The 21,254-nt window shown below is 58.6% G+C and carries 18 protein-coding genes; 17 read left to right on the top strand and 1 reads right to left on the bottom strand.

The features are described 5' to 3' along the window. Positions 1–2 precede the first annotated feature (2 nt). From PFY00_RS14830 to PFY00_RS14855, 6 genes are all read left to right on the top strand, one after another. The gene (locus PFY00_RS14830; protein WP_271433363.1) at positions 3–710 is read left to right on the top strand and encodes a DUF1326 domain-containing protein; all 708 of its coding nucleotides are present in this window, start codon (positions 3–5) and stop codon (positions 708–710) included. Next, positions 707–1,225, top strand: coding sequence for a DinB family protein (locus tag PFY00_RS14835; RefSeq protein ID WP_271433364.1), 519 nt, complete (start codon positions 707–709; stop codon positions 1,223–1,225). The genes PFY00_RS14830 and PFY00_RS14835 overlap by 4 nt, the downstream gene beginning before the upstream one ends. Positions 1,226–1,448: 223 nt before the next feature. Further along, on the top strand, positions 1,449–2,552 hold the full coding sequence (locus PFY00_RS14840; RefSeq protein ID WP_271433365.1) for a dimethylsulfoniopropionate demethylase: 1,104 nt from the start codon (positions 1,449–1,451) through the stop codon (positions 2,550–2,552). Between the two features lie 76 nt (positions 2,553–2,628). Then, complete coding sequence (gene acuI / locus PFY00_RS14845; protein WP_271433399.1) at positions 2,629–3,624, top strand: acryloyl-CoA reductase; 996 nt, start codon at positions 2,629–2,631, stop codon at positions 3,622–3,624. Positions 3,625–3,820: 196 nt separating this feature from the next. Continuing rightward, on the top strand, positions 3,821–5,683 hold the full coding sequence (locus PFY00_RS14850; RefSeq protein WP_271433366.1) for a BCCT family transporter: 1,863 nt from the start codon (positions 3,821–3,823) through the stop codon (positions 5,681–5,683). A 169-nt stretch (positions 5,684–5,852) separates the two neighbouring features. Then, positions 5,853–7,052 carry an aminotransferase class V-fold PLP-dependent enzyme gene (locus PFY00_RS14855; RefSeq protein WP_271433367.1) on the top strand — a complete coding sequence of 400 codons (1,200 nt, stop codon included), beginning with the start codon at positions 5,853–5,855 and terminating at the stop codon, positions 7,050–7,052. Positions 7,053–7,064: 12 nt separating this feature from the next. On the opposite strand, the gene PFY00_RS14860 is transcribed toward PFY00_RS14855, so the two are convergent. Then, positions 7,065–7,568 (bottom strand): aggregation factor core, encoded by a 504-nt coding sequence (locus PFY00_RS14860; RefSeq protein WP_271433368.1) that lies wholly within the window; start codon positions 7,566–7,568, stop codon positions 7,065–7,067. A 143-nt stretch (positions 7,569–7,711) separates the two neighbouring features. On the opposite strand from PFY00_RS14860, the gene PFY00_RS14865 reads away from it, so the two are divergent. From PFY00_RS14865 to PFY00_RS14915, 11 genes are all read left to right on the top strand, one after another. Beyond that, entirely contained in the window at positions 7,712–9,133 is a 1,422-nt protein-coding gene (locus PFY00_RS14865) for a cryptochrome/photolyase family protein (protein ID WP_271433369.1), read from the top strand. Positions 9,134–9,274: 141 nt separating this feature from the next. Beyond that, a complete protein-coding gene (locus PFY00_RS14870) occupies positions 9,275–10,483 on the top strand; it encodes an SAM-dependent methyltransferase (protein ID WP_271433370.1) in 1,209 nt (402 codons plus the stop codon). A 3-nt stretch (positions 10,484–10,486) separates the two neighbouring features. Beyond that, entirely contained in the window at positions 10,487–10,927 is a 441-nt protein-coding gene (locus tag PFY00_RS14875; protein ID WP_271433371.1) for a TrgA family protein, read from the top strand. A 12-nt stretch (positions 10,928–10,939) separates the two neighbouring features. Beyond that, entirely contained in the window at positions 10,940–12,058 is a 1,119-nt protein-coding gene (locus tag PFY00_RS14880) for an NUDIX domain-containing protein (RefSeq protein ID WP_271433400.1), read from the top strand. A gap of 102 nt (positions 12,059–12,160) precedes the next feature. Further along, positions 12,161–13,195, top strand: coding sequence for a cysteine synthase A (locus tag PFY00_RS14885; protein WP_271433372.1), 1,035 nt, complete (start codon positions 12,161–12,163; stop codon positions 13,193–13,195). Then, entirely contained in the window at positions 13,192–15,543 is a 2,352-nt protein-coding gene (locus PFY00_RS14890) for a DUF3772 domain-containing protein (RefSeq protein ID WP_271433373.1), read from the top strand. The genes PFY00_RS14885 and PFY00_RS14890 overlap by 4 nt, the downstream gene beginning before the upstream one ends. Beyond that, positions 15,540–16,268, top strand: coding sequence for an alanyl-tRNA editing protein (locus PFY00_RS14895; protein ID WP_271433374.1), 729 nt, complete (start codon positions 15,540–15,542; stop codon positions 16,266–16,268). The genes PFY00_RS14890 and PFY00_RS14895 overlap by 4 nt, the downstream gene beginning before the upstream one ends. 140 nt (positions 16,269–16,408) lie before the next feature. Then, complete coding sequence (gene glpK / locus PFY00_RS14900) at positions 16,409–17,899, top strand: glycerol kinase GlpK (protein ID WP_271433375.1); 1,491 nt, start codon at positions 16,409–16,411, stop codon at positions 17,897–17,899. 246 nt (positions 17,900–18,145) lie between these two features. Further along, a complete protein-coding gene (locus tag PFY00_RS14905; RefSeq protein WP_271433376.1) occupies positions 18,146–19,201 on the top strand; it encodes a TRAP transporter substrate-binding protein in 1,056 nt (351 codons plus the stop codon). 69 nt (positions 19,202–19,270) lie between these two features. Further along, positions 19,271–19,864 carry a TRAP transporter small permease gene (locus PFY00_RS14910; RefSeq protein ID WP_271433377.1) on the top strand — a complete coding sequence of 198 codons (594 nt, stop codon included), beginning with the start codon at positions 19,271–19,273 and terminating at the stop codon, positions 19,862–19,864. Continuing rightward, positions 19,861–21,171 carry a TRAP transporter large permease gene (locus tag PFY00_RS14915; RefSeq protein ID WP_271433378.1) on the top strand — a complete coding sequence of 437 codons (1,311 nt, stop codon included), beginning with the start codon at positions 19,861–19,863 and terminating at the stop codon, positions 21,169–21,171. Before PFY00_RS14910 ends, PFY00_RS14915 begins: the two co-directional genes overlap by 4 nt. Positions 21,172–21,254 lie beyond the last annotated feature (83 nt).

A 21,254-nucleotide genomic window follows, 5' to 3' on the forward strand; every position in this document is an offset into this window, starting at 1 on the left:
ACATGGCACTTACGCGCAAACCGGAGGCAGATCGCCTTCCTATTTCGCAGCGCATCGATCAGCGCATGGCCAACCCCAAGCGGCGCCAGATGCGCCCGACCGAGTGGGCCATCAAGGGCGAGCTTTTTCTGAATTGTTCCTGCACGGTTTTCTGTCCATGCGTGGTCAGCCTCGGCGCCCACCCTCCCACCGAGGGGGATTGCCGCGCCTGGATGGCGATTGCCATCGATGAGGGACACTACGAAGGCGAAGACCTCTCCGGTTTGAACGTCGGGCTGATGGTCGAAATTCCCGGCCGTATGGCCGAGGGCAACTGGAAGGTCGCGGCCTACGTGGATGAACGCGCCTCGGGCAAGGCTTACAATGGCATCTTGCAGATCTTTTCCGGCGCAGCTGGTGGAACCACCGGTCTGTTCACAATGCTGGTGTCGGAAATCATCAGTGCGGAACGCGAGAAGGTCGAGATCATGCGCGAGGGCAAGAAGCGCGGGCTCTACATTGGCCGCAAGATTCAGGGCGAGATCGAAATGATCGATGGCGCCAGCCCGGATCACCCAGTCATGATCTCGAATTCAAAGTATTGGATGGGCCCCGACATCATCGCGGCCCGCGGTCTGAAATCCAAGGTGCGCGACTTTGGCCGCGTCTGGGATTTTGGTGGCAAATCTGCAGAGATCTGCCCAATCGACTGGAAAGGCCCCAAGCCGTGATCCTGACGCCCGAATATGTTTTGGGCATGGCACGATACAATGGCTGGCAAAACAGCCAGCTAAAGGCATGCATGGCCGAATTGGACGACAAGGCGCTGCGCAAAAACCGCAAAGCCTTTTTCGGCTCGATTCTGGGAACGGCTAATCATTTGCTGCTGGGCGATCAATTGTGGCTTAGCCGTCTGGCCGATTTCGCGGCGCCCCAAGTGGGGGCAGATGCGGGCGTTTCGCTTTGCGAGGATGCCGCCGCGTGGGAAATCGAACGGTTTCGCACAGACAGCGCCCTGCTGGCTTGGGCAGAAAAGATTGGTGCCATTGATCTGGCGGGCCAAACGTCATGGCATTCGGCGATTGTGGGGCAGGATTTCACCCGGCCGACAGCGCAATGCGTGATGCATATGTTCAATCACCAGACCCATCATCGCGGCCAGATTCACGCAATGCTGACAGCAGCAGGGGTCAAGGCGCCGGTCTCGGATTACATTTTCATGCCGCAAGAAGGGCCATGGCTGTGATGCGGGCCTGTCTTTATGCACGGCGCGGCAGCGGTGTTTATGGACCGGCACTGGTGCCGTTCAGACCTTTTGTGTTGCCGCGCGACTGGCGGGGCCTTGGAGCCTTTGCGCAAAGGTCAGGGACGGGATAACGGCCGGCGCTCGGCCCGGGCTGTGCCCGGTCCGTCGCCCCGCCCACCATCCCATCTAGAATAGCTCCTGAATCCTGTGAGGAGATCTGACCATGACTCTTATTTCGCCGTCCCGTCGCCTGCGCCGCACACCATTTTCCGAAGGTGTCGAAGCCGCCGGTGTCAAAGCCTATACGGTTTACAATCACATGCTGTTGCCAACGGTGTTCCGTTCGGTTGAAGAAGACTACCACCACCTGAAAAACGCGGTTCAGGTCTGGGATGTGTCTGTTGAACGGCAGGTGGAATTGCGCGGACCCGATGCCGCGCGCTTGATGCAGATGCTGACCCCGCGCGATTTGCGGGGCATGCTGCCGGGGCAGTGTTTTTATGTGCCGATCGTTGATGAGACGGGCGGAATGCTAAATGACCCCGTGGCTGTGAAGCTGGCAGAAGATCGCTGGTGGATCTCGATTGCGGACAGTGATTTGCTGTTCTGGGTCAAGGGGATTGCCTATGGCTACCGGCTAGATGTGCTGGTGGATGAGCCGGATGTGTCCCCGCTGGCGGTTCAGGGGCCTTTGGCGGACGAACTGATGGCGCGGGTTTTTGGCGACTCGGTGCGCGACATCCGCTTTTTCCGGTTTGGCTGGTTTGATTTCGAAGGGCGTAGCCATGTGATTGCACGTTCGGGCTATTCAAAGCAGGGCGGGTTCGAGATCTATGTGGCCGGCTCGGATGCGGGCATGCCGATCTGGAATGCGCTTATGGAAGCTGGTCGCGATCTCGATGTTCACGCAGGTTGTCCGAATTTGATCGAGCGGATCGAGGGCGGGCTGCTGAGCTACGGCAATGACATGGACCGCACGAACACGCCGCATGAGTGCGGTCTGGGCAAGTTCTGCAACACCGCCACAGCCATTGGCTGTGTTGGCCGTGATGCCTTGTTGCGCGTTGCGCAGGAAGGTCCTGTGCGGCAGGTGCGGGCGATCTCGATCAAGGGTGATCCTGTGCCGGGCTGTGATCAGCACTGGCCTGTCGTGGCAAAGGGCAAACAGATCGGACGGGTATCCAGCGCCGCATGGAGCCCGGACTACAACACCAATGTGGCCGTTGGCATGGTGCGGATGACGCATTGGGATGATGGCACCGACGTTCAGGTGCAGGCACCGGATGGGCTTCGCGATGCCGTGGTGCACGAAAGCTTTTGGCACTAGGGTCATGAACAAGACGTCCGGTGAGACCGGGCGTGGCACGATTGCGTATTTGGAAAAAGAAGAAGGGAGCAAGGCAATGGCCTTCAATGCACTGGTGGTCCGCAAGGACGAGGAAAGTGGAAAGACATCGGCCTCGGTCGAAGCGTTGACAGAAGATCAGTTGCCGGCAGGCGACGTGACGGTTGCGGTCGAATATTCGACGGTCAACTACAAGGACGGTCTTTGCATCGGCCCCGGCGGCGGTCTTGTGCGGAATTACCCGCATGTTCCCGGGATCGATTTTGCCGGTACAGTAGAAGCCTCTGGCGATGACCGTTACAAACCGGGCGACAAGGTCGTTCTGACCGGTTGGCGTGTGGGTGAGGCGCATTGGGGTGGTTATGGCCAGAAGGCGCGGGTGAAGGCCGACTGGCTGGTTCCACTGCCTGACGGACTGGACACACGGGCGGCTATGGCCGTGGGCACTGCAGGCTTCACTGCGATGCTGGCTGTCATGGCGCTGGAAGATCACGGTTTGAAGCCGGATCAGGGCGAGGTTCTGGTGACCGGTGCAGCTGGTGGCGTGGGATCCGTCGCGACGGCGATCCTTGGAAATCTGGGGTATGAAGTGGCCGGTGTCACGGGCCGTCCCGAGCAGGAAGACTATCTGAAGGGTTTGGGCGCGTCGCGCATTGTTGCGCGTGACGAGATCAACGAGACGGTCAAGCGTCCGCTGGAATCCGAGACATGGGCAGGCTGTGTTGATGCCGTGGGCGGCGCGATGCTGGCGCGCGTGCTGGGACAGATGAAATACGGCGGGTCTGTATCGGCTGTCGGTCTTGCCGGCGGTGCCGGTTTGCCTGCAACCGTGATCCCGTTTCTGCTGCGCGGTGTGAACCTGCTGGGCATCGACAGCGTTATGCAGCCCTTCGACAACCGCGTGCGTGCATGGAAGCGGATCGCGTCGGATCTGCCCATGGATAAACTTGATGCGATGGTTCACCCGGCAACGCTGGCCGATCTGCCGCAGCTGGGAGCAGACATCCTGAAAGGGCAGGTGCGTGGACGCGTGGTCGTTGACGTGAACGCCTGATAGATCCGGACGTTTCGGACTGAATTAACGGCAGGGCCGGCGCCAGAAATGGGGCCGGCCTTTTCGTATCCGCGACGGCTTGATCTATTTTGTGCCTATTTTTGTCGCAAAAAATCGATCGAACGACGCGAATTTCCCGAAAACCATAAGCTTTGTGTTACCTTGGGCGCACAACAATAACGGGAGGGAACCAGTTATGTCTATTAAACCGCCGCTCATGGATCTGCCGATTGCCGTGGCAGACAGCGGCTTTTACAAGGGATTCACGAAGAACGTTACGGTTACGGGAAAGCTATTGGTTGGGGGATTGATCCTTTGGGCCGTTGCCTTTCCTGAGCAAGCCGGCGGCGTTCTGTCGAGCATCAACAGCCTTATTCTGGCGACCTTCAACTATTGGTACGTCTACGTCATGGCGTTTTTCGTGGCGGTTTGCCTGATCCTTGCTGTCATGCCGGCGTCTGGCCGGCTCAAGCTGGGACATGAGGACGACAAGCCCGAGTTTTCCAATTTCAGCTGGTTCTCGATGATGTTCGGGGCCGGGATTGGCATCGGGATGTTGACCTTTGCAACAGCCGAGCCGCTTTATCACTTTGGTTCGAACCCCGATACGATCCGCGGGATCACCGAAGGCAGTACCGCCGGCAATGTCAGGGCGGCCTATGTCTGGTCCTTTACACACTGGGGACTGGCAGCCTGGGCGGCTTACGCGATTGTTGGCCTTTCACTCGCCTATTTTTCCTATCGCCGCGATCTGCCGCTGACCATCCGGTCCGCGCTGGCACCGCTGTTTGGCCATAAACTGTCCGGCTTTACGGGCCACCTTGTCGACGTTGTTGCGGTTGTCGCGACTGTTTTGGGTGTTTCGCAAACGTTGGGCTTTGGCGTTGAGCAGTTTGTCTCGGGTCTGTCCCGGATCGGATTTGGCGATTGGCTCTATACTGGCACGGGTGACGACAAGACCATGTCAACCGCTGCCATCGTGACTGCCTTGCTGGTGATCATGGGGGCCTCGACGCTTTCGGCGCTGTCGGGTGTTGGCAAAGGCATCAAGTGGCTGTCCAACATCAACATGGGGCTGAGCTTCTTCATCCTCGCCTTCTTCTTGATTTTCGGCTCGACCTTCTTTGGTCTACAGGCGTTGTTTGTCGGTATCTGGGATTACCTGATCTCGATCCCGGGCAATATCCTGACCGTTTGGACGGCGACCCCGATGGACAGCTTTGCTGCTTCGGTGCCTGCAGCGGTACAAGCACTTCCGGCGGAAGACCTTGAGGCGATTTTCAAATCGGCCTCCAGTCCTTGGGGCTCTTTGAGCGCGTTCACTGAGGGCCTGCCTGCTTCCGCAGCCGGACTGTCCTCCGAAGATGTGGCAGCCACCTATTCTGCCGCCACAGACGGACGCCTGTCCGGATGGCAGGGTGCGTGGTCCATCTTCTACTGGGCTTGGTGGATCGCCTTTGCGCCGTTCGTGGGCGTGTTCCTCGCACGGATTTCCAAGGGACGTACCGTGCGTGAATACGTTTTGGGTGCGATCGTTATCCCGGCAATCATGTGCTTTGTCTGGTTTGCCATCGTCGGCGGCACAGCGATTGATCTGGAACTGCAGGGCGTGGCCGAAGGCCAGATCGTCGGCGCAGGCCAGTCTGACCAGTTGTTCGCGATGCTGGCGGTGATGCTGTCGGATACTATGGCCTGGGCGATGTCCGTGGTCGTCGTGATCTTGCTGCTGACCTACCTTGTCACCTCGGCTGACTCGGCGGTTTTGATCATCAACACGATCAACGCAGCCGGCGACGAAGGTCCCAAGGCGCGTCCACACATCCTGTTCTGGGGTGCTGCCCTGGCGCTGGTGGTTGGTGGCCTGATCATCGCGGGCGGTCTGAGCGCAATTCAGACAGCCATGGTGATCGGTGCGCTGCCGTTCAGCGCGGTTATGGCGCTGATGGGCATCTCGGTGCTCAAGGCGATCTGGCGTGACAGCAAGCGTCAAAAAGCAGGTGTTCCTGCGACCAAGGCAGAAGCTGTCGAAGCCGGTGTGGTTGACTCGCCCGCTGAGTAAACACGGCTCATTTGGAAAATCTGGCCCCCGGCGCGTAGCTGTGCCGGGGGCTTTTCTTTATGCCCCATGCGCCGGATCAATCGGATGCAGCGCGGCGGGCAGCCTTTTGTGTGGCTTGACCTTGAACGATCCGCACGATTTGTTTCTTTGTAAAACGGGAGGCGATCTAATGCTGGATATCGATTTCGTACGGGCGCAGTTCCCGGCCTTTTCCGAACCGTCCCTTGAGGGGCAGGCCTTTTTCGAGAATGCGGGCGGATCCTATACCTGCGGTGCGGTTATTGATCGGCTGACGCGGTTCTACACCCAGCGCAAGGTTCAGCCCTACGCGCCCTATGAGGCCTCTTGCCTTGGCGGCGCAGAAATGGACGAGGCCCGACGCCGTTTGGCCGCAGTGCTGGGCGTTGACGATGACGAACTGAGTTTTGGCCCTTCCACAACGCAGAATACCTATGTGCTGGCGCAGGCATTTCGGCAATTTCTTCAAGCGGGCGAGGCGATCATCGTGACCAATCAGGATCACGAAGCGAATACCGGGCCGTGGCGCAGGCTTGCAGACGAAGGCATCGACGTGCGCGAGTGGCGCATTGATCCCTCCACCGGGCATCTTGATACCGACGATCTGGAAGCGCTGCTGGACGAAAAGGTGCGGTTGGTGTGTTTCCCGCATTGTTCCAACGTGGTGGGTGAAATCAATCCTGTTGTCGAAATCACGGCGCTTGCCCATGCGGCGGGGGCTTTTGTCTGTGTCGATGGCGTAAGCTATGCACCGCATGGATTGCCCGATGTCGGATCTCTGGGCGCGGATATCTATCTGTTTTCCAGCTACAAAACCTACGGTCCGCATCAGGGCATCATGACCATTCGGCGTCCCTTGGCCGAGGTTTTGCCGAACCAGGGCCATGTGTTCAACGCGGGCAGCCTGTACAAGAGGTTTACCCCGGCAGGCCCGGATCACGCACAGGTCGCGGCTTGCGCCGGGATGGTGGACTATATCGACGCGCTTGCCGCCCATCATGGAACGGATTCAGCAGGCGTTCATGATTTGCAGCGCGACCACGAGGTGCGCATCCTGCAACCCCTGCTGGATGCCGTGAAGGGTCGTAATGCTGTGCGATTGCTAGGCCCTGAGGATGCGGCGGGCCGGGCGCCAACCGTTGCGCTCGCTTTGAACCGGTCTGGCGAAGAGGTGGCCGCAGAACTTGCGACACTGGGCATCATGGCCGGGGGCGGCGATTTTTATGCGGGCCGGGCCTTGGCGGGTATGGGCGTAAAAGAAGAAACAGGCGTGTTGCGCCTGTCCTTCGTTCACTACACCAGCGAACAAGAGGTCACCAAACTGATCGAAGCTCTGGACCGGGTCTTGTGATGTTGGTTCAGGTCAGCTGAGACAGGCCGGCAGCGTCAGCGTAGCGACCCCGCGCTCGTCAAAGCGGCCGTCCGATGTTTCCGCGCCTGTCAAGGACACCCGCGCGCCCAGAATTTCGCTGCCCGATACAGTGATTTCGCGGCCACCCAGCGTGTCGTCGACGTCGATGGTAAAGGCGACGCTCTGGCCCGGGTTCAGCCCGCGCAATTCCAGCAGGGCAGTGTTGTCGCCGTCTTTCAGGACAGGCACAACATTCAGAAGTTCAGCGCCTGCCACGATTTCCAGCGGTTGGAAGACTTCGACGCCAGCGCCTGCCGCTGTCGTGTCAAAGATCAGCCCGGCGCTGCTTTCGCCCAGATTAAGTTTGATCTGCGATGCACCCAGCGTGCAATCACCAGTGTTTGTGAATTCAAATCTGTCTTTTGGCGCACCTTCGATAAAGCGGGCCTGGATATCTGCTGTTGCGGTTGTCGCCATCGCCACGACGACGGCCAATGCGGGAACTATGATTTTCATAAGAGAACTCCTTTGAACGTTAACTGGTTCGAGGGTCGCGCGGGTCAACGAAAAAGATTGCAGCACCATTGAAGCACAATTGCCCTTGCCTGCGACCGATCCGTTCTAGATTGCTGAAAAACCAAGAAGCCGGAGCACCGCCAGTGAACGACCAATCCCCGATCTTGCTGTGGTATCGCCGTGATCTGCGTCTGTCAGATCATCCCGCCTTGCAGGCCGCTCTTGCAACCGGCAGGCCAATCATCCCTATTTTCGTTCGCGACGCGCTGGTTGATGCCTTGGGTGCTGCGCCCAAGTGGCGGCTGGGGCTGGGGCTGGGACATCTGTCGCAAAGCCTTGGGTCCAAGGGCAGTGCTTTGGTGCTTCGGTCCGGTGACGCTCTAGAAGCGATCAAGACCCTGATCTCACAAACCGGGGCAGGGGCGGTCTACTGGATGCGCGCCTATGATCCGCCCAGTGTTGAGCGCGACAAGGCAGTCAAAGCCGCGTTGAAAAGTGCGGGCGTCGAGGCACAGTCATTCGCCGGGCACCTGATGTTCGAGCCGTGGGATGTACAGACCAAGACCGGCGGTTATTACAAGGTCTACACGCCCTTCTGGAAGATGGTTCGCTCAAATCCGGTGCGCGACCCGCTGCCAACCCCGGGGCAGGTGCCGGGGCCTGCTGACTGGCCGAGCAGCGAACAGCTTGATGACTGGAAACTTGGCCAGGCGATGCAACGCGGCGCGCAGGTTGTGCGGCCCTACGTTCAACTGGGCGAACAGGCCGCCCAAGCCCGACTGGCCGAATTCATCGAGAATAAGGTCGCCCGGTACAACGACGGTCGCGATCAACCCTGGACGGACGGCACGTCCAACCTGTCGGAAAACCTCGCTTTGGGCGAAATAACGCCGGCCCAGTGTTGGCATGCGGGGCGCCGCGCCATGGAAGAAGGTAAAGCCGGTGCCGAGACCTTTCTCAAGGAGTTGGTCTGGCGCGAGTTCGCCTATCACCTGATGTGGCATACGCCCCGTATCCTGACGGGAAACTGGCGTGAGGATTGGGATGCGTTCCCGTGGAATGCCGACGAAACCAACGCCGAAGTTCAGGCATGGAAACAGGGCCGGACCGGCATCCGCTTTGTCGATGCCGGGATGCGCGAGATGTATGTCACAGGCCGCATGCACAACCGTTCGCGGATGATCGTGGCCAGCTATCTGACAAAGCATCTGCTGAGCCATTGGAAGATTGGCCTGAAATGGTTCGAGGATTGCCTGATCGACTGGGACCCGGCAGCAAATGCCATGGGGTGGCAGTGGTCAGCGGGCTCAGGCCCGGACGCAACGCCGTATTTTCGGGTGTTCAATCCCGTGACGCAGTTGGACAAGTTCGACAAGGACAGAGCCTATGTGTCGCGTTGGATTGCTGAAGGGCGCGCAAAGCCGTCGGCCGAAGCCCTGTCATATTTCAGTGCGATTCCAAAAAGTTGGGGTCTGGCACCGGACGCGGCCTACCCTGATCCAATCGTTGCTGCGGATGTGGGCCGGAAAAGAGCCCTGGCGGCCTATGAAAACCGCGGTTTTTAGAGTTGCCCGTGAATAATTGGTGGTGCCTGGGCCCAAAACATCCATCCATCCTGCGTTTTTGAACGTACTGATCAAAGGTTAACGCTTGTTTGCCCCCCGATGAGGGCTAAAGTGTCTCGCAAATCTGACAACGGGTAGAAAATGATCCTGACAACCACCGAAAACCAGACCGATCTTCCACGCTATTTTGCACGGGTGTTCAAAATGGCCAGTGAAATGAATAACGGTCGTTTGGATTTCGTTTTGCCTGACGGGCGGCGCTTTCGGGCAGAGGGTAAAAACCCCGGTCCGGTCGCTGAACTGGACATTCACAACGCGGATATTTTTGCGCGTCTGATCCGCGAAGGCGATCTGGGGTTTTGCGAGGCCTATATGGATGGATGGTGGTCAACACCCGACCTGATGGCCTTCATGGATCTGGTCCACGCCGACAACGACGATCTCTATGACGGCTTCCCGGGCATGGGGCTGGTGCGTGCCTATGAACAACTGCGGTTTTGGTTGCAGTCCAACTCCAAGCGGCAGGCCAAGAAAAATATCTCGTATCACTACGATCTGGGCAATGACTTCTACGGTCTCTGGCTGGATGACACGATGACCTATTCCTCGGCGCTCTACGAGGACACGCAACAGAGCCTCGAAGACGCACAGATCGCCAAATACAAGTCCATGGTTGATCAGATGGGGGCCCAGCCCGGCGACCACGTATTGGAGATCGGCTGCGGCTGGGGCGGCTTTGCGGAATACGCCGCAAAGGAACGTGGATTGCGAGTCACGGGCCTGACGATTTCTGAAGAACAGTTCAAATATGCGCAGGACCGGATCGCCAAAGCAGGCCTTTCCGACCTCGTGACCTTCAAACTTCAGGACTACCGCGACGAAAAAGGCACATACGATGGCATCGCCAGTATCGAGATGTTCGAGGCCGTCGGTGAAAAATACTGGCCGGTCTATTTCGAGGCGGTTCGGGACCGCCTGAAACCGGGCGCGCAGGCAACGCTTCAGATTATCACGGTGCAGCATCGCCGGTGGGAAGTCTACAAGCGAGGCGTTGATTTCATTCAGAAATACATCTTTCCGGGGGGTATGCTGCCCAGCCCTGTGGTGCTGCGTCAAGAAGTGGAAAAAGCCGGTCTGGAGGTCTCCAAATCCATTGAATTCGGGGAAAGCTACTCCATCACTTTGCGCCAATGGTTCGACACCTTTAACGAGAAGTGGGAAGACGTCGCAAAACTTGGGTTTGACGAACGGTTCAAACGGATGTGGAATTTTTATCTGACGTCTTGCGCGGCCACCTTCCACAGCGGTAATTGTGACGTGACCCAGATAACGATTACAAAACCGAGTTGACCCATGCCCACAGCTGCAAAAATGGTCGCTGCGCTTTGCCTGGCGGCGCTAGGCTATGCAGCATCCGAGATGATCAAGACGTTGCTGCCTGCCAGCACTGACTTTGGAATTTTCAGTCTTGTCAACGCAGTCTTGGGTTTCTTGTGCGGCTGGATCATCGTTGGCACGCGGGCGGGACGCGGATTTTCTGCCGCCATTTCCAACGGGTTTACTGGAATGGTTGCTCTTGTTTTCTGGGGACTGTTCATTCAGGCCGCGAACGAAATGACCCGCCTTGCCATGCGGCATCGTTATGATGGCCCGGTCGAGGCCTTGGCTGCCGTGTTCGAAATCATGGTGGACTTCGGCAAGGATATGTTGAATCCCGGTTTGCTGCTGCTCTTGCTGGTTGGCAGCATAATTGTAGGGCTGATCAGCGAATTGGCCGGAAAACACTGGAGATAGCAGCTGTCTGACCTGTTCTTTTACGGAACGCTTCGGCACGATCCTCTGCTGAAGCGGGTCATGGGGTGTTCCGCGCCCGACATTGTGCCCGCAGTCCTGCCTGATCACGCCGTGAATTGGGTCGCGGGCGAAGCCTTTCCCATGATCCAAAAGAGCCCGGGTTCCGAGGCACTGGGCGTGGTGCTGCGAAATCCAACGCCAGAACAGATCGCGCGTCTGGATTTTTATGAAGGTGGGTTTGCCTACGACTTGGAAACTGTCCAAGTGCAGACGGAGGCCGGAACCCAGTCTGCCCAAGTGTTTTTTCCGCAACCGGGCCTTTGGTCGCCGGGCGATCCGTGGTCCTTACAGGACTGGATTGATGAATGGTCCGGTGTCAGCATGGACGCCGCACGATCCATCATGGCACAATACGGCAAGATCAGCCGAGCCGAGGCGCAGAATTTGCTGCCCTATCTCAGATCACGGGCTTGGGCACAGAAACTTGCCGAGGACACCGCGCCATGTACGGTGCGATACAACCCCGCGCCAGAGGATGTAACGTTGTTGCCCGAAACCCGGGGCGGGTATGACGGCTTTTTCCGGCTGCGGCCGCTGACGCTGCAACACCGCCAGTTCGCAGGCGGGCAGGGGCCTGTTATCAAGCGTGAGGCTTTTGTCGCCTACGACGCGGCTTTGGTTCTGCCATATGATCCGGTCTTGGACAGCGTTTTGCTGATCGAACAGTTGCGCTATGGGCCGATTTGCCGAAACGATAGCGCGCCATGGGTTTTGGAGCCCGTTGCCGGTCTGGTGGATGCAGGCGAAGACCCGGAACAAACCGCCCGCCGCGAGGCCGAAGAAGAGGCCGGCTTGACCATGGGTGCGCTGCTCAAGATCAACAAAGTCTATCCGTCGCCGGGCTATTCGTCCGAATTCTTCCACTGTTATCTTGGTCTGTGCGATCTGTCCGGGCGCGAGGCGCAACTGGGCGGTTTGGACAGCGAAGCCGAAGATATCCGCAGCCACGTGGTTTCCTTTGATGAGGCGATGGCGCTTGTCGAAACAGGCGAGATCAACGCGGCACCGCTTGCGATGATGCTTTACTGGCTCGCGGCACGGCGCGAAGACCTGCGGGCCAACCAAAGCTGACAGAGCCGTGATCAGTTTCGTCGATTTGGCGTCGCTGCCCTGCTTGAGTTCCCAATAACCGCGTCCTACACCTGTTGTAACTCTGCAAAAGGATATGCGCCGATGCACTTCGCCAAGGATCTCGCCCAAGCTGTTGGCAACACGCCGCTGATCAAGCTTCGCAAGGCGTCTGAACTGACTGGCTGTACCATTCTGGGCAAGGCTGAATTCATGAATCCGGGCCAGTCGGTCAAGGACCGTGCTGCCTTGTTCATCATTCGCGATGCGGTCGAAAAAGGTCTGCTGCGCCCCGGCGGAACGATCGTTGAGGGTACGGCGGGCAACACCGGGATCGGTCTGGCGCTTGTGGGCGCATCCATGGGGTTCAAGACCGTGATCGTGATTCCTGAAACGCAAAGTCAGGAAAAAAAGGACATGCTGCGTCTGGCAGGGGCGGAACTGGTGCAGGTTCCTGCTGCACCTTATCGCAATCCGAACAACTATGTCCGCTATTCCGGGCGGCTTGCCGAACAGATGGCCCGCGAAAGCAACGAAGGTGTGATCTGGGCCAACCAGTTCGACAACGTCGCCAACAGGCAGGCTCATATCGAAACCACCGGGCCGGAGATCTGGGAACAGACGGGCGGCGGCGTGGATGGCTTTGTCTGTGCGGTCGGCTCGGGCGGTACACTGGCGGGTGTGGGAATGGCGCTGCAGCCCAAGGGCGTAAAGATCGGCCTTGCTGATCCGGATGGAGCAACGCTTTATAATTTCTACAAAAATGGTGAACACAAGGCCGAGGGCGGCTCGATCACCGAGGGGATCGGGCAGGGGCGCATTACGGCGAACCTTGAAGGCTTTACGCCGGATATGGCCTACAACATCCCTGATGCCGAAGCGCTGCCGATCGTCTTTGATCTGATGGCCGAAGAAGGCCTTTGTCTGGGTGGCTCTTCGGGCATCAACATTGCCGGAGCCATGCGTATGGCCCGCGAATTGGGACCGGGCCACACCATCGTGACGATCCTGTGTGACTACGGAACCCGTTACCAATCGAAATTGTTCAATCCAGAATTTCTCAAGGAAAAGGGACTGCCGGTTCCGGCCTGGCTTGATCGCGCGCCAGCCTCGATACCGGGCGTTTTCGAAGACGTATGACAAATATGCTCCGCGCGCTGTGCGCGCTTTGCCTGACGACACTCCTTCTGCTTGGCCCGGCCTCGGCGCAAAACGCGGCCGCGCCGGACTATCAGGCTTGGACCTCTCTGGCCGATCGCGCCGAAGAGGCCATTGATGCTGGGCGGGCATCGGATCAGGCCTTTGAAGAATTGCGTCTGTCCGTTGCTGAATGGCGCGACCGCCTGTTGGAGGCACAAGACGAAAACAGCGCGCGCATAACGACGCTCGAATCCCAGCTTGCGGCCTTGGGGCCCGCGCCCGAGGGCGAAACCGAAAGCGATGAGCTCGTGCAGCGTCGCGCGGAACTTGCAGAGCAGTTGACCGTTTTGCGCGCCCCGGTTCGCCGTGCAGAAGAGGCCTATACCCGCGCGGACGGCATTATCGACGAGATCGACGCAATCATCCGCGCGCGTCAAACGGACAAGCTTCTGGAGCTTCGACCGTCACCGTTGAACCCTGCAAACTGGGGAACCGCGGCTGCGGATCTGATGCAGTCGGTGCGCCGATCCTGGCAGGAATTGCAACGCAATGCGGCTTCGGAAGCACTGCGGGCAGAGGCCCGCAACCAGTTGCCGCTGATCTTTATGCTGCTGGCCGTGGCCGTTGTTTTGATCACCCGCGGTCAAAGTTGGGCGCGTCAGGTCGTTGACCGGCTCAGATCACGCACACGGCGTGGAACTGGTGTTTGGAGCTTCCTGCTGTCTTTGGGTCAGATCATTCTGCCGTTGATCGGGATCTTGGCCTTTACCGAAGCGGTTATCGCCAGCCAGATCATCGGCCCGCGTGTAGGCTTGCTGCTGGAACGGGTTCCGCTCTGGGCCGCGGTTCTGCTCGGTATCCGTTGGCTGGCGGACCAATCCTTTCATCATGATGACGACATCGCCACCATGCCGCTCGAAGCATCCGAACGGCGGCGCGCACGGTACTATGCGAACATGCTGTCGGTGTTGTTTGTCGGCAAAAGCGTGCTGGACACCCTGACCGAGACAGACAACTACCCCGTCACGACAGAGGCCATTCTTGATTTCCCGCTCATTGTGCTGTCGGGATATGCCTTGTTCCGGCTGGGACGGATCCGAAACGACGCGGCAGTGGCCGGGTCTTACGCTGCGCGTTCAGCACCGGATGCCAGCCTGTTCCGGATGCGTCTTGCCCGACTGATCGGTCGCGCCGCGATGATCATAGGTGTGGTTGGACCGGTCATGGCGGCCATCGGCTATGCCCGTGCAGGCGAAGCGTTGGTCTATCCAGCCATTGAAACACTGGCCTTGATCGGTGTGGTTCTGGTACTGCAGCGCGCGGTCAATGACCTGTTTCACCTGATCACCGGACGCGAGGCAGGTGAGGCCGAAAGCCTTTGGCCGGTTCTGGCCGGCTTTGCTCTCGTGATCCTTGCCATGCCGATGATGGCTCTGATCTGGGGCGCCCGTACGGCTGATCTGACTGAGGTCTGGACCACGTTCCGCGAAGGGTTCCAGATTGGTGAGACCCGCATTTCACCGACAGATTTCCTTGTGGTGATCGTCGTTTTCATCATCGGCTACATGCTGACCCGCCTTTTGCAGGGTGGCCTCAGAACATCCGTGTTGCCCAAAACCAGACTGGATCAGGGCGCGCAGAATGCCGTGGTGTCCGGCCTTGGCTACATCGGGATTTTTCTGGCTGCCATCGTGGCGATTACCGCGGGCGGGCTGGATTTGTCTTCGCTTGCTATTGTCGCCGGTGCGCTCTCTGTCGGGATCGGCTTTGGTTTGCAGAACATCGTCAGCAACTTTGTGTCAGGCATCATCCTGCTGATCGAACGCCCGATTTCCGAAGGTGACTGGATTGAAGTCGGTGGTCAGCACGGAATCGTCAAGGATATCTCGGTGCGCTCGACGCGCATTGAGACCTTTGACCGGTTCGACGTTATCGTGCCAAACGCGGATTTGGTTTCCGGCGTTGTGACAAACTACACGCGTGGCAATGTCGTGGGACGGATCAAGGTGCCCGTCGGTGTGGCCTATGGGGCCGATACCCGCAAAGTTGAAAAGATCTTGCTCGATATTGCCCGGCACCATGAAATGGTTCTGATGAACCCCGCGCCTTATATCGTTTTCAAAGGGTTCGGGGCAGACTCGATGGATTTCGAAATCCGTGCAATTCTACGCGATGTGAACCAGGGTCTTGGTGTGAAAACCGAAATGAACCACCAGATTGTCGAGCGCTTTGCCGAAGAAGGGATCGAAATACCCTTTGCCCAGCGGGATATTTGGCTTCGCAATCCCGAGGCTTTGGCGCCGGGCCATGGTTCCGGTGGTGATAGTGACGACGAGAGTAACAAATGACAGTGAACGACCAGCCGCTTTATCGTCAGGATGCCTACACACGGGAAGCGCCGGGTGTTGTTCTGGGGCATACCGAAGAAGGTGGTGTGATCGTCGACCCGCCATTGTTCTATCCGACAGGCGGAGGCCAGCCCGGAGACAGCGGGTGGCTGGAATGGGATGGTCGCAAGCTTCCGATCGCGACGGCGCTAAAAGGCGAGGACGGCGCGTCGGTGCTGGTGCCTGCCGAACCTTCGGCTTTGCCGCCCAAAGGAGCCCATGTGGTTCAGGTTCTGGACTGGGACCGGCGCCACAAGCACATGCGCGTGCACACAGCGCTGCATCTTTTGTCTGTCGTGGTTCCATTGCCCGTGACGGGCGGCCAGATTGGCGCGGGAACCGGCCGGTTGGATTTCCTTATGCCGCAGCCCCCCGAAGACAGGGAGGCACTGGAGCGTGCGTTGAATGATTTGGTGGACGAAGACTTGCCGGTCTCTGAAACCTGGGTCAGCGACGAAGTGCTGGCGGCCAGCCCCGAGTTGGTGAAAACCATGTCGGTCCAGCCCCCGCGCGGTGCAGGTCAGGTGCGGTTGGTCCGCATCGGGGCGGACGGAAATCAAGTTGATCTGCAGCCATGCGGCGGCACACATGTGGCGCGGACCTCGGAAATTGGCAGTCTTCGCATCGAGGGTGTGAAAAACAAGGGTAAGCAGAACCGCCGCATTACAATCGCGCTGGATTTGTAGGGTCGGCCGCTGGCTGGATATGGCCGCACTACAGGAGCAATTAACTGGCGTTGTTTTGCGTTGCGGTCTTGCAGCACAGGGACCAGTGAGTAGTCTGCGCGCGAAAGTAGCCTAATCAGTCGCAGCAGAAAGGCCGTGCCATGACCCATATTCTTGCAATCGATCAGGGGACGACTTCGACACGCGCGATCGTTTTTGACGCCGACATGCGTATCAAGACCAGCGCCCAAGAAGAGTTTCCCCAGCACTTTCCCGACAGCGGTTGGGTTGAACATGATCCAGCGGATTTGTGGTCAACCACAGTCTCAACCTGCAAAGCGGCGATTGAAAAGGCGGGTCTGACCGCGGCCGACATCGCGGCGATCGGGATTACCAATCAGCGTGAAACCACGGTGGTCTGGGACAAAACCACGGGCGAGCCGATCTACAATGCCATCGTTTGGCAGGATCGCCGAACCTCCGAGTTTTGCGCTGAGCTGCGGGCTGCAGGCCATGACAAAACCATCACTGCCAAGAGTGGCCTGCTGGCGGATCCCTATTTCTCGGGGACCAAGCTGAAGTGGCTGCTGGATAATGTAGACGGCGCGCGGGCGCGTGCTCAGGCGGGTGAGCTGCTGTTCGGGACGATCGACTGCTATTTGATCTGGAAGATGACCGGCGGCGAACGGCACGTTACCGATGCGACCAATGCTGCGCGCACGATGCTTTATGACATCCACAATGGCCGGTGGTCGCAAACCATTTGTGATCTGTTCGACATTCCGGTTCAGATGTTGCCCGAAGTGCTGGATTGTGCTGCGGATTTTGGCACGGCCCAAGCGGACCTGTTGGGACATGCTATCCCGATCCTCGGCGTTGCCGGGGATCAGCAAGCCGCCACCGTCGGACAGGCCTGTTTCCAGCCCGGTATGCTCAAGAGCACCTACGGGACCGGCTGTTTTGCCCTGCTGAACACTGGCGAGACAGCGGTCACATCGCACAACCGTCTGCTGACAACGATCGCTTATCAGCTCGATGGCAAGGTGACCTATGCGCTGGAAGGCTCCATATTCATTGCGGGTGCTGTCGTTCAATGGCTGCGGGACGGTCTCAAGATCATTGATGGCGCTCCTGAAACGCAGCCATTGGCGGAACAGGCCGATGACAATCAAAACGTCATTCTTGTTCCGGCCTTTGTCGGACTAGGGGCGCCGTATTGGAATGCTGAATGCCGTGGGGCGGTGTTTGGGCTGACGCGTGGCACGGGACCCGAGGAAATGGCCCGTGCGGCGCTGCAATCGGTGGGCTATCAAACCCGTGACTTGCTCGAAGCGATGCGAGCGGATTGGCAGGACGGCGGCGCGTCTGCAACGCTGCGTGTTGATGGTGGTATGACCGCCAGTGACTGGACAATGCAATTCCTGTCCGACATTCTCGGTGCGCCCGTGGATCGTCCGGAAGTTCTGGAAACCACCGCGCTTGGCGCCGCCTGGCTGGCTGGAAGCCGGGCTGGGATCTACCCGGATCAGGCCGAGTTTGCCAAGACATGGGCGCTGGAACGCACCTTTGAGCCTGCAATGCCAGATGACGAACGCGATGTCCGGTACAGCGCGTGGAAGCGCGCGGTGCAGGCGACAATTGCGGCAGGGTGATTGTTCGTTGCAGAAGAAAACTGTAACATAGGTGAACAAAATTGCACCAAGGCGGATTCTCTTGTTGCCCCGACGCTAACCACGGGCATTATGGAGCCATCGCCAGACTTGGGCCATGAATGCATGGCCGGTAGCGGGCAGCACCCGATGCCTTGGCAAAAGATCGCGGAGGGCCGGCAAACGGCCCACGCAACAAGCCTTGCTCTGGTTTTGTCCGGGTGGGGCGGTCAAATCAGGGAGGTTATAATGACCACACGTAGAACATTCATGAGCGTCGCCGGCGCCGCGCTGGGGCTGATGATGTCCACCGCACCCGCCATGGCACAAGAAGAGGTGCTCACGCTGCACCAGTTCTTGCCAGCGCAGGCCAATGTGCCAAAGCAAATTCTGGACGTTTGGGCCGATCGCGTCGAAGCGGAATCCGATGGCCGCATCAAGGTGGAACGGTATCCTTCCATGCAACTTGGTGGCGCTCCACCAGAACTGATGGACCAAGCGATCGACGGCATCGCCGACATCGTCTGGACCGTGGTCGGCTACACGCCGGGCCGTTTCCCAAGCACCGAAGTGTTCGAATTGCCGTTCATGGTGGATGATGCGCGCGCCGCGTCCTACGCCTATGCCAAAATGTTCGAATCTCGGATGAAGGACACCGAATTCAAGGACGTGCACATCATCGGTACTTGGGTGCATGGCCCGGGCATGTTCCACACCAAGGATCCAGTGACCGTTCCTGCCGACCTGCAGGGCATGAAGATCCGGGGTGGCTCGCGTCTTGTGAACGATTTGCTGACGCGCGTGGGCGCCGAACCGATCGGTATGCCGGTGCCAGCGGTTTCCGAAGCGCTGTCCAAAGGCGTTCTGGACGGCACCACCATCCCTTGGGAGGTGACAGCAGCCCTGAAAGTGCCTGAGCTGGTGGGCAACCACACTGAATTCGACGGCACTGCGCTTTACACGCTGACCTTTGTTCTGGCTATGAACAAGGACCGCTACGACGCGATGTCTGATGAAAACAAGGCCGTGATCGACGCCAACTCTGGTGTTGCATTCTCGATCTTTGCCGGTGGCACTCAGGCTGACGCCGACCTTCCTGCCCGTCAGCTAGCGGTAGACCGCGGCAACAACATCATCACGGTGTCCGAAGAGGACGCAGCCAAGTGGGGCGAGATCGTGCAGCCGATCTATGCCGACTGGATTGCCGACCTTGAAGGCAAGGGGATCGACGGTCAGGCTCTGATCGACGAGGCCAAGGCCCTGATGGGTGAATACACGGCTGAAATGGACAACTGGGCGAAATAAGCCTGTATGTCTGGGCAGGGCCGCGCTGAGAACAGCGCGGCCCTGCCAATCTCTCCGGGGACGTTTTCCATGCAATCTGTACACCGCTTTGTGCTTGGGCTGGCGCGCCTCATGGCAATCCTTGGCGGCATCGTATTGAGCCTTCTGATCCTGATTATCTGTATTTCGATTCTGGGCAGAGCGCTGAATACGCTGTTTCATAGCGACTTGATCATGGGGATCATGCCTGGTTTGGCGACTGGTTTGATCGACGCCGGGATCGGCGCAATCCCTGGTGACTTTGAACTGGTCGAGGCCGGCATGGCCTTTTGCATTTTTGCATTTCTTCCGTTCTGCCAGATCACCAATGGCCACGCGGCGGTGGATATTTTCACCAAGGCATTGCCGCGCTGGGCGAACCGTCTGCTGGAGGTCCTGATCGCGATCCTCTTTGCGGTGGTTCTGGTCACGATCACGGTTCAACTCGAACAGGGCATGGCGCGCAAAATGTCGTCAGGCCAGACCACGCTGTTGCTGCAGTTCCCGGTCTGGTGGTCCTATGCACTCAGTCTGATGGGTGCCGTGATGGCCGCTGCTGCCGCTGTCTACATGGCGCTGATCCGGGCGCTGGAATTCTTGAGCGGTCGCACCATCGTGCCCGCGGCCGTGGGGGCAGACCATTGAGCAACCTTGAGATTGGTATCTATTCCTTTCCGGTGCTTCTGGGACTGATCTTCATGCGCGTGCCGATCGGGCTGGCCATGTTCAGCGTCGGCTTCGGCGGGCTTTGGGTGGTCATGGGCAAACCAAACCTGCCGCTCGCGCAACTCAAGGATGTGGCATACACCACCTTTTCGAACTACTCGCTGTCGATTGTTCCGATGTTCCTTCTGATGGGTTATTTCGCGACCCTTGGCGGGATGAGCCAAGCGTTGTTTAAAGCCGCCGAAGGGTTTTTGGGTCATCGCCGGGGTGGCGTCGCCATGGCTGCGATTGGCGCCTGCGCCGGCTTCGGCGCGATCTGCGGATCATCGCTGGCCACTGCCGCCACCATGAGCCGCGTGGCATTGCCGGAACTCAAACGCTACGGCTATGAGGGCGGATTCAGCACCGCGACACTGGCAGCCGGGGGCACGCTGGGCATCCTGATCCCGCCATCGGTGGTTTTGGTGATCTATGCCATTCTGACCGAACAGAATATTGCCAAGCTTTTCCTTGCGGCCTTTGTGCCGGGCATTATTGCTGCCATCGGCTATATGATCGCCGTGTCGATCTATGTCCGGCGTCATCCGAACGCAGCGGGTGTGCGGGAGCCCATTCCAATGCGCGAACGGATTTCGATGCTGATCAACGTCTGGCCGGTGCTTCTGGTTTTCATCGCGGTGGTCGGTGGCATCTACGGCGGTATCTTTACCCCGACCGAAGGTGCGGCGGTAGGCGCTTTGGGCACTGGAATCATCGCCTTTTTCAATGGTGGGCTGACCCGATCGAGCCTGATCGCCAGCTTCACTGATACCGCCCGGTCTTCGGCGATGATCTTTTTCATTGTTCTGGGCGCGGCCTTCTACAACGGGTTTCTGGCCCGCACCCGGGTGCCGCAAGAGCTATCGAACTGGGTGGTTGAACTGGGCATGACGCCCATTGCCGTGCTTGCTGTCATTTTGCTGATCTACCTGATCCTTGGATGTTTCATGGACAGCCTGTCGATGATCCTGCTGACGATCCCGATATTCTTTCCGGTGATCTCGGTGCTGGATTTCGGGATGTCCCCTGAACATGTGGCGATCTGGTTCGGCATTCTGGTGCTGATCGTTGTGGAAGTTGGCCTGATCACACCGCCGGTCGGGATGAATTTGTTCGTCATCAATGCGATGGATCCGGAAACGCCAATGGTCGAGACCTACAGGGCCGTTCTTTACTACGTGTGTTCTGATCTGGTGCGGGTGGTGCTGCTCGTGGCCTTTCCGTCCATCACATTGTTCCTGTTGTAAGCCGGGGAAGGGGGCGCTGCCCCCTCTGGGCCACTGGCCCATTCACCCCCGGGATATTTGAAGCACAAAGAAGCGGGGGAGAG

Origin of the sequence: Thalassococcus lentus (genome assembly GCF_028023555.1) — a bacterium.
Classification (GTDB): domain Bacteria; phylum Pseudomonadota; class Alphaproteobacteria; order Rhodobacterales; family Rhodobacteraceae; genus Thalassococcus_A; species Thalassococcus_A lentus.

Bases quoted from the DNA above. Each gene is read 5' to 3' on its own strand.
- PFY00_RS14840 (WP_271433365.1), top strand. From the start codon at position 1,449: ATGACTCTTATTTCGCCGTCCCGTCGCCTGCGCCGCACACCATTTTCC.
- PFY00_RS14830 (WP_271433363.1), top strand. From the start codon at position 3: ATGGCACTTACGCGCAAACCGGAGGCAGATCGCCTTCCTATTTCGCAG.
- PFY00_RS14860 (WP_271433368.1), bottom strand. From the start codon at position 7,568: ATGAAAATCATAGTTCCCGCATTGGCCGTCGTCGTGGCGATGGCGACA.
- PFY00_RS14855 (WP_271433367.1), top strand. From the start codon at position 5,853: ATGCTGGATATCGATTTCGTACGGGCGCAGTTCCCGGCCTTTTCCGAA.
- PFY00_RS14910 (WP_271433377.1), top strand. From the start codon at position 19,271: ATGCAATCTGTACACCGCTTTGTGCTTGGGCTGGCGCGCCTCATGGCA.
- glpK (WP_271433375.1), top strand. From the start codon at position 16,409: ATGACCCATATTCTTGCAATCGATCAGGGGACGACTTCGACACGCGCG.
- PFY00_RS14905 (WP_271433376.1), top strand. From the start codon at position 18,146: ATGACCACACGTAGAACATTCATGAGCGTCGCCGGCGCCGCGCTGGGG.
- PFY00_RS14890 (WP_271433373.1), top strand. From the start codon at position 13,192: ATGACAAATATGCTCCGCGCGCTGTGCGCGCTTTGCCTGACGACACTC.
- PFY00_RS14885 (WP_271433372.1), top strand. From the start codon at position 12,161: ATGCACTTCGCCAAGGATCTCGCCCAAGCTGTTGGCAACACGCCGCTG.
- PFY00_RS14870 (WP_271433370.1), top strand. From the start codon at position 9,275: ATGATCCTGACAACCACCGAAAACCAGACCGATCTTCCACGCTATTTT.
- acuI (WP_271433399.1), top strand. From the start codon at position 2,629: ATGGCCTTCAATGCACTGGTGGTCCGCAAGGACGAGGAAAGTGGAAAG.
- PFY00_RS14850 (WP_271433366.1), top strand. From the start codon at position 3,821: ATGTCTATTAAACCGCCGCTCATGGATCTGCCGATTGCCGTGGCAGAC.
- PFY00_RS14895 (WP_271433374.1), top strand. From the start codon at position 15,540: ATGACAGTGAACGACCAGCCGCTTTATCGTCAGGATGCCTACACACGG.
- PFY00_RS14875 (WP_271433371.1), top strand. From the start codon at position 10,487: ATGCCCACAGCTGCAAAAATGGTCGCTGCGCTTTGCCTGGCGGCGCTA.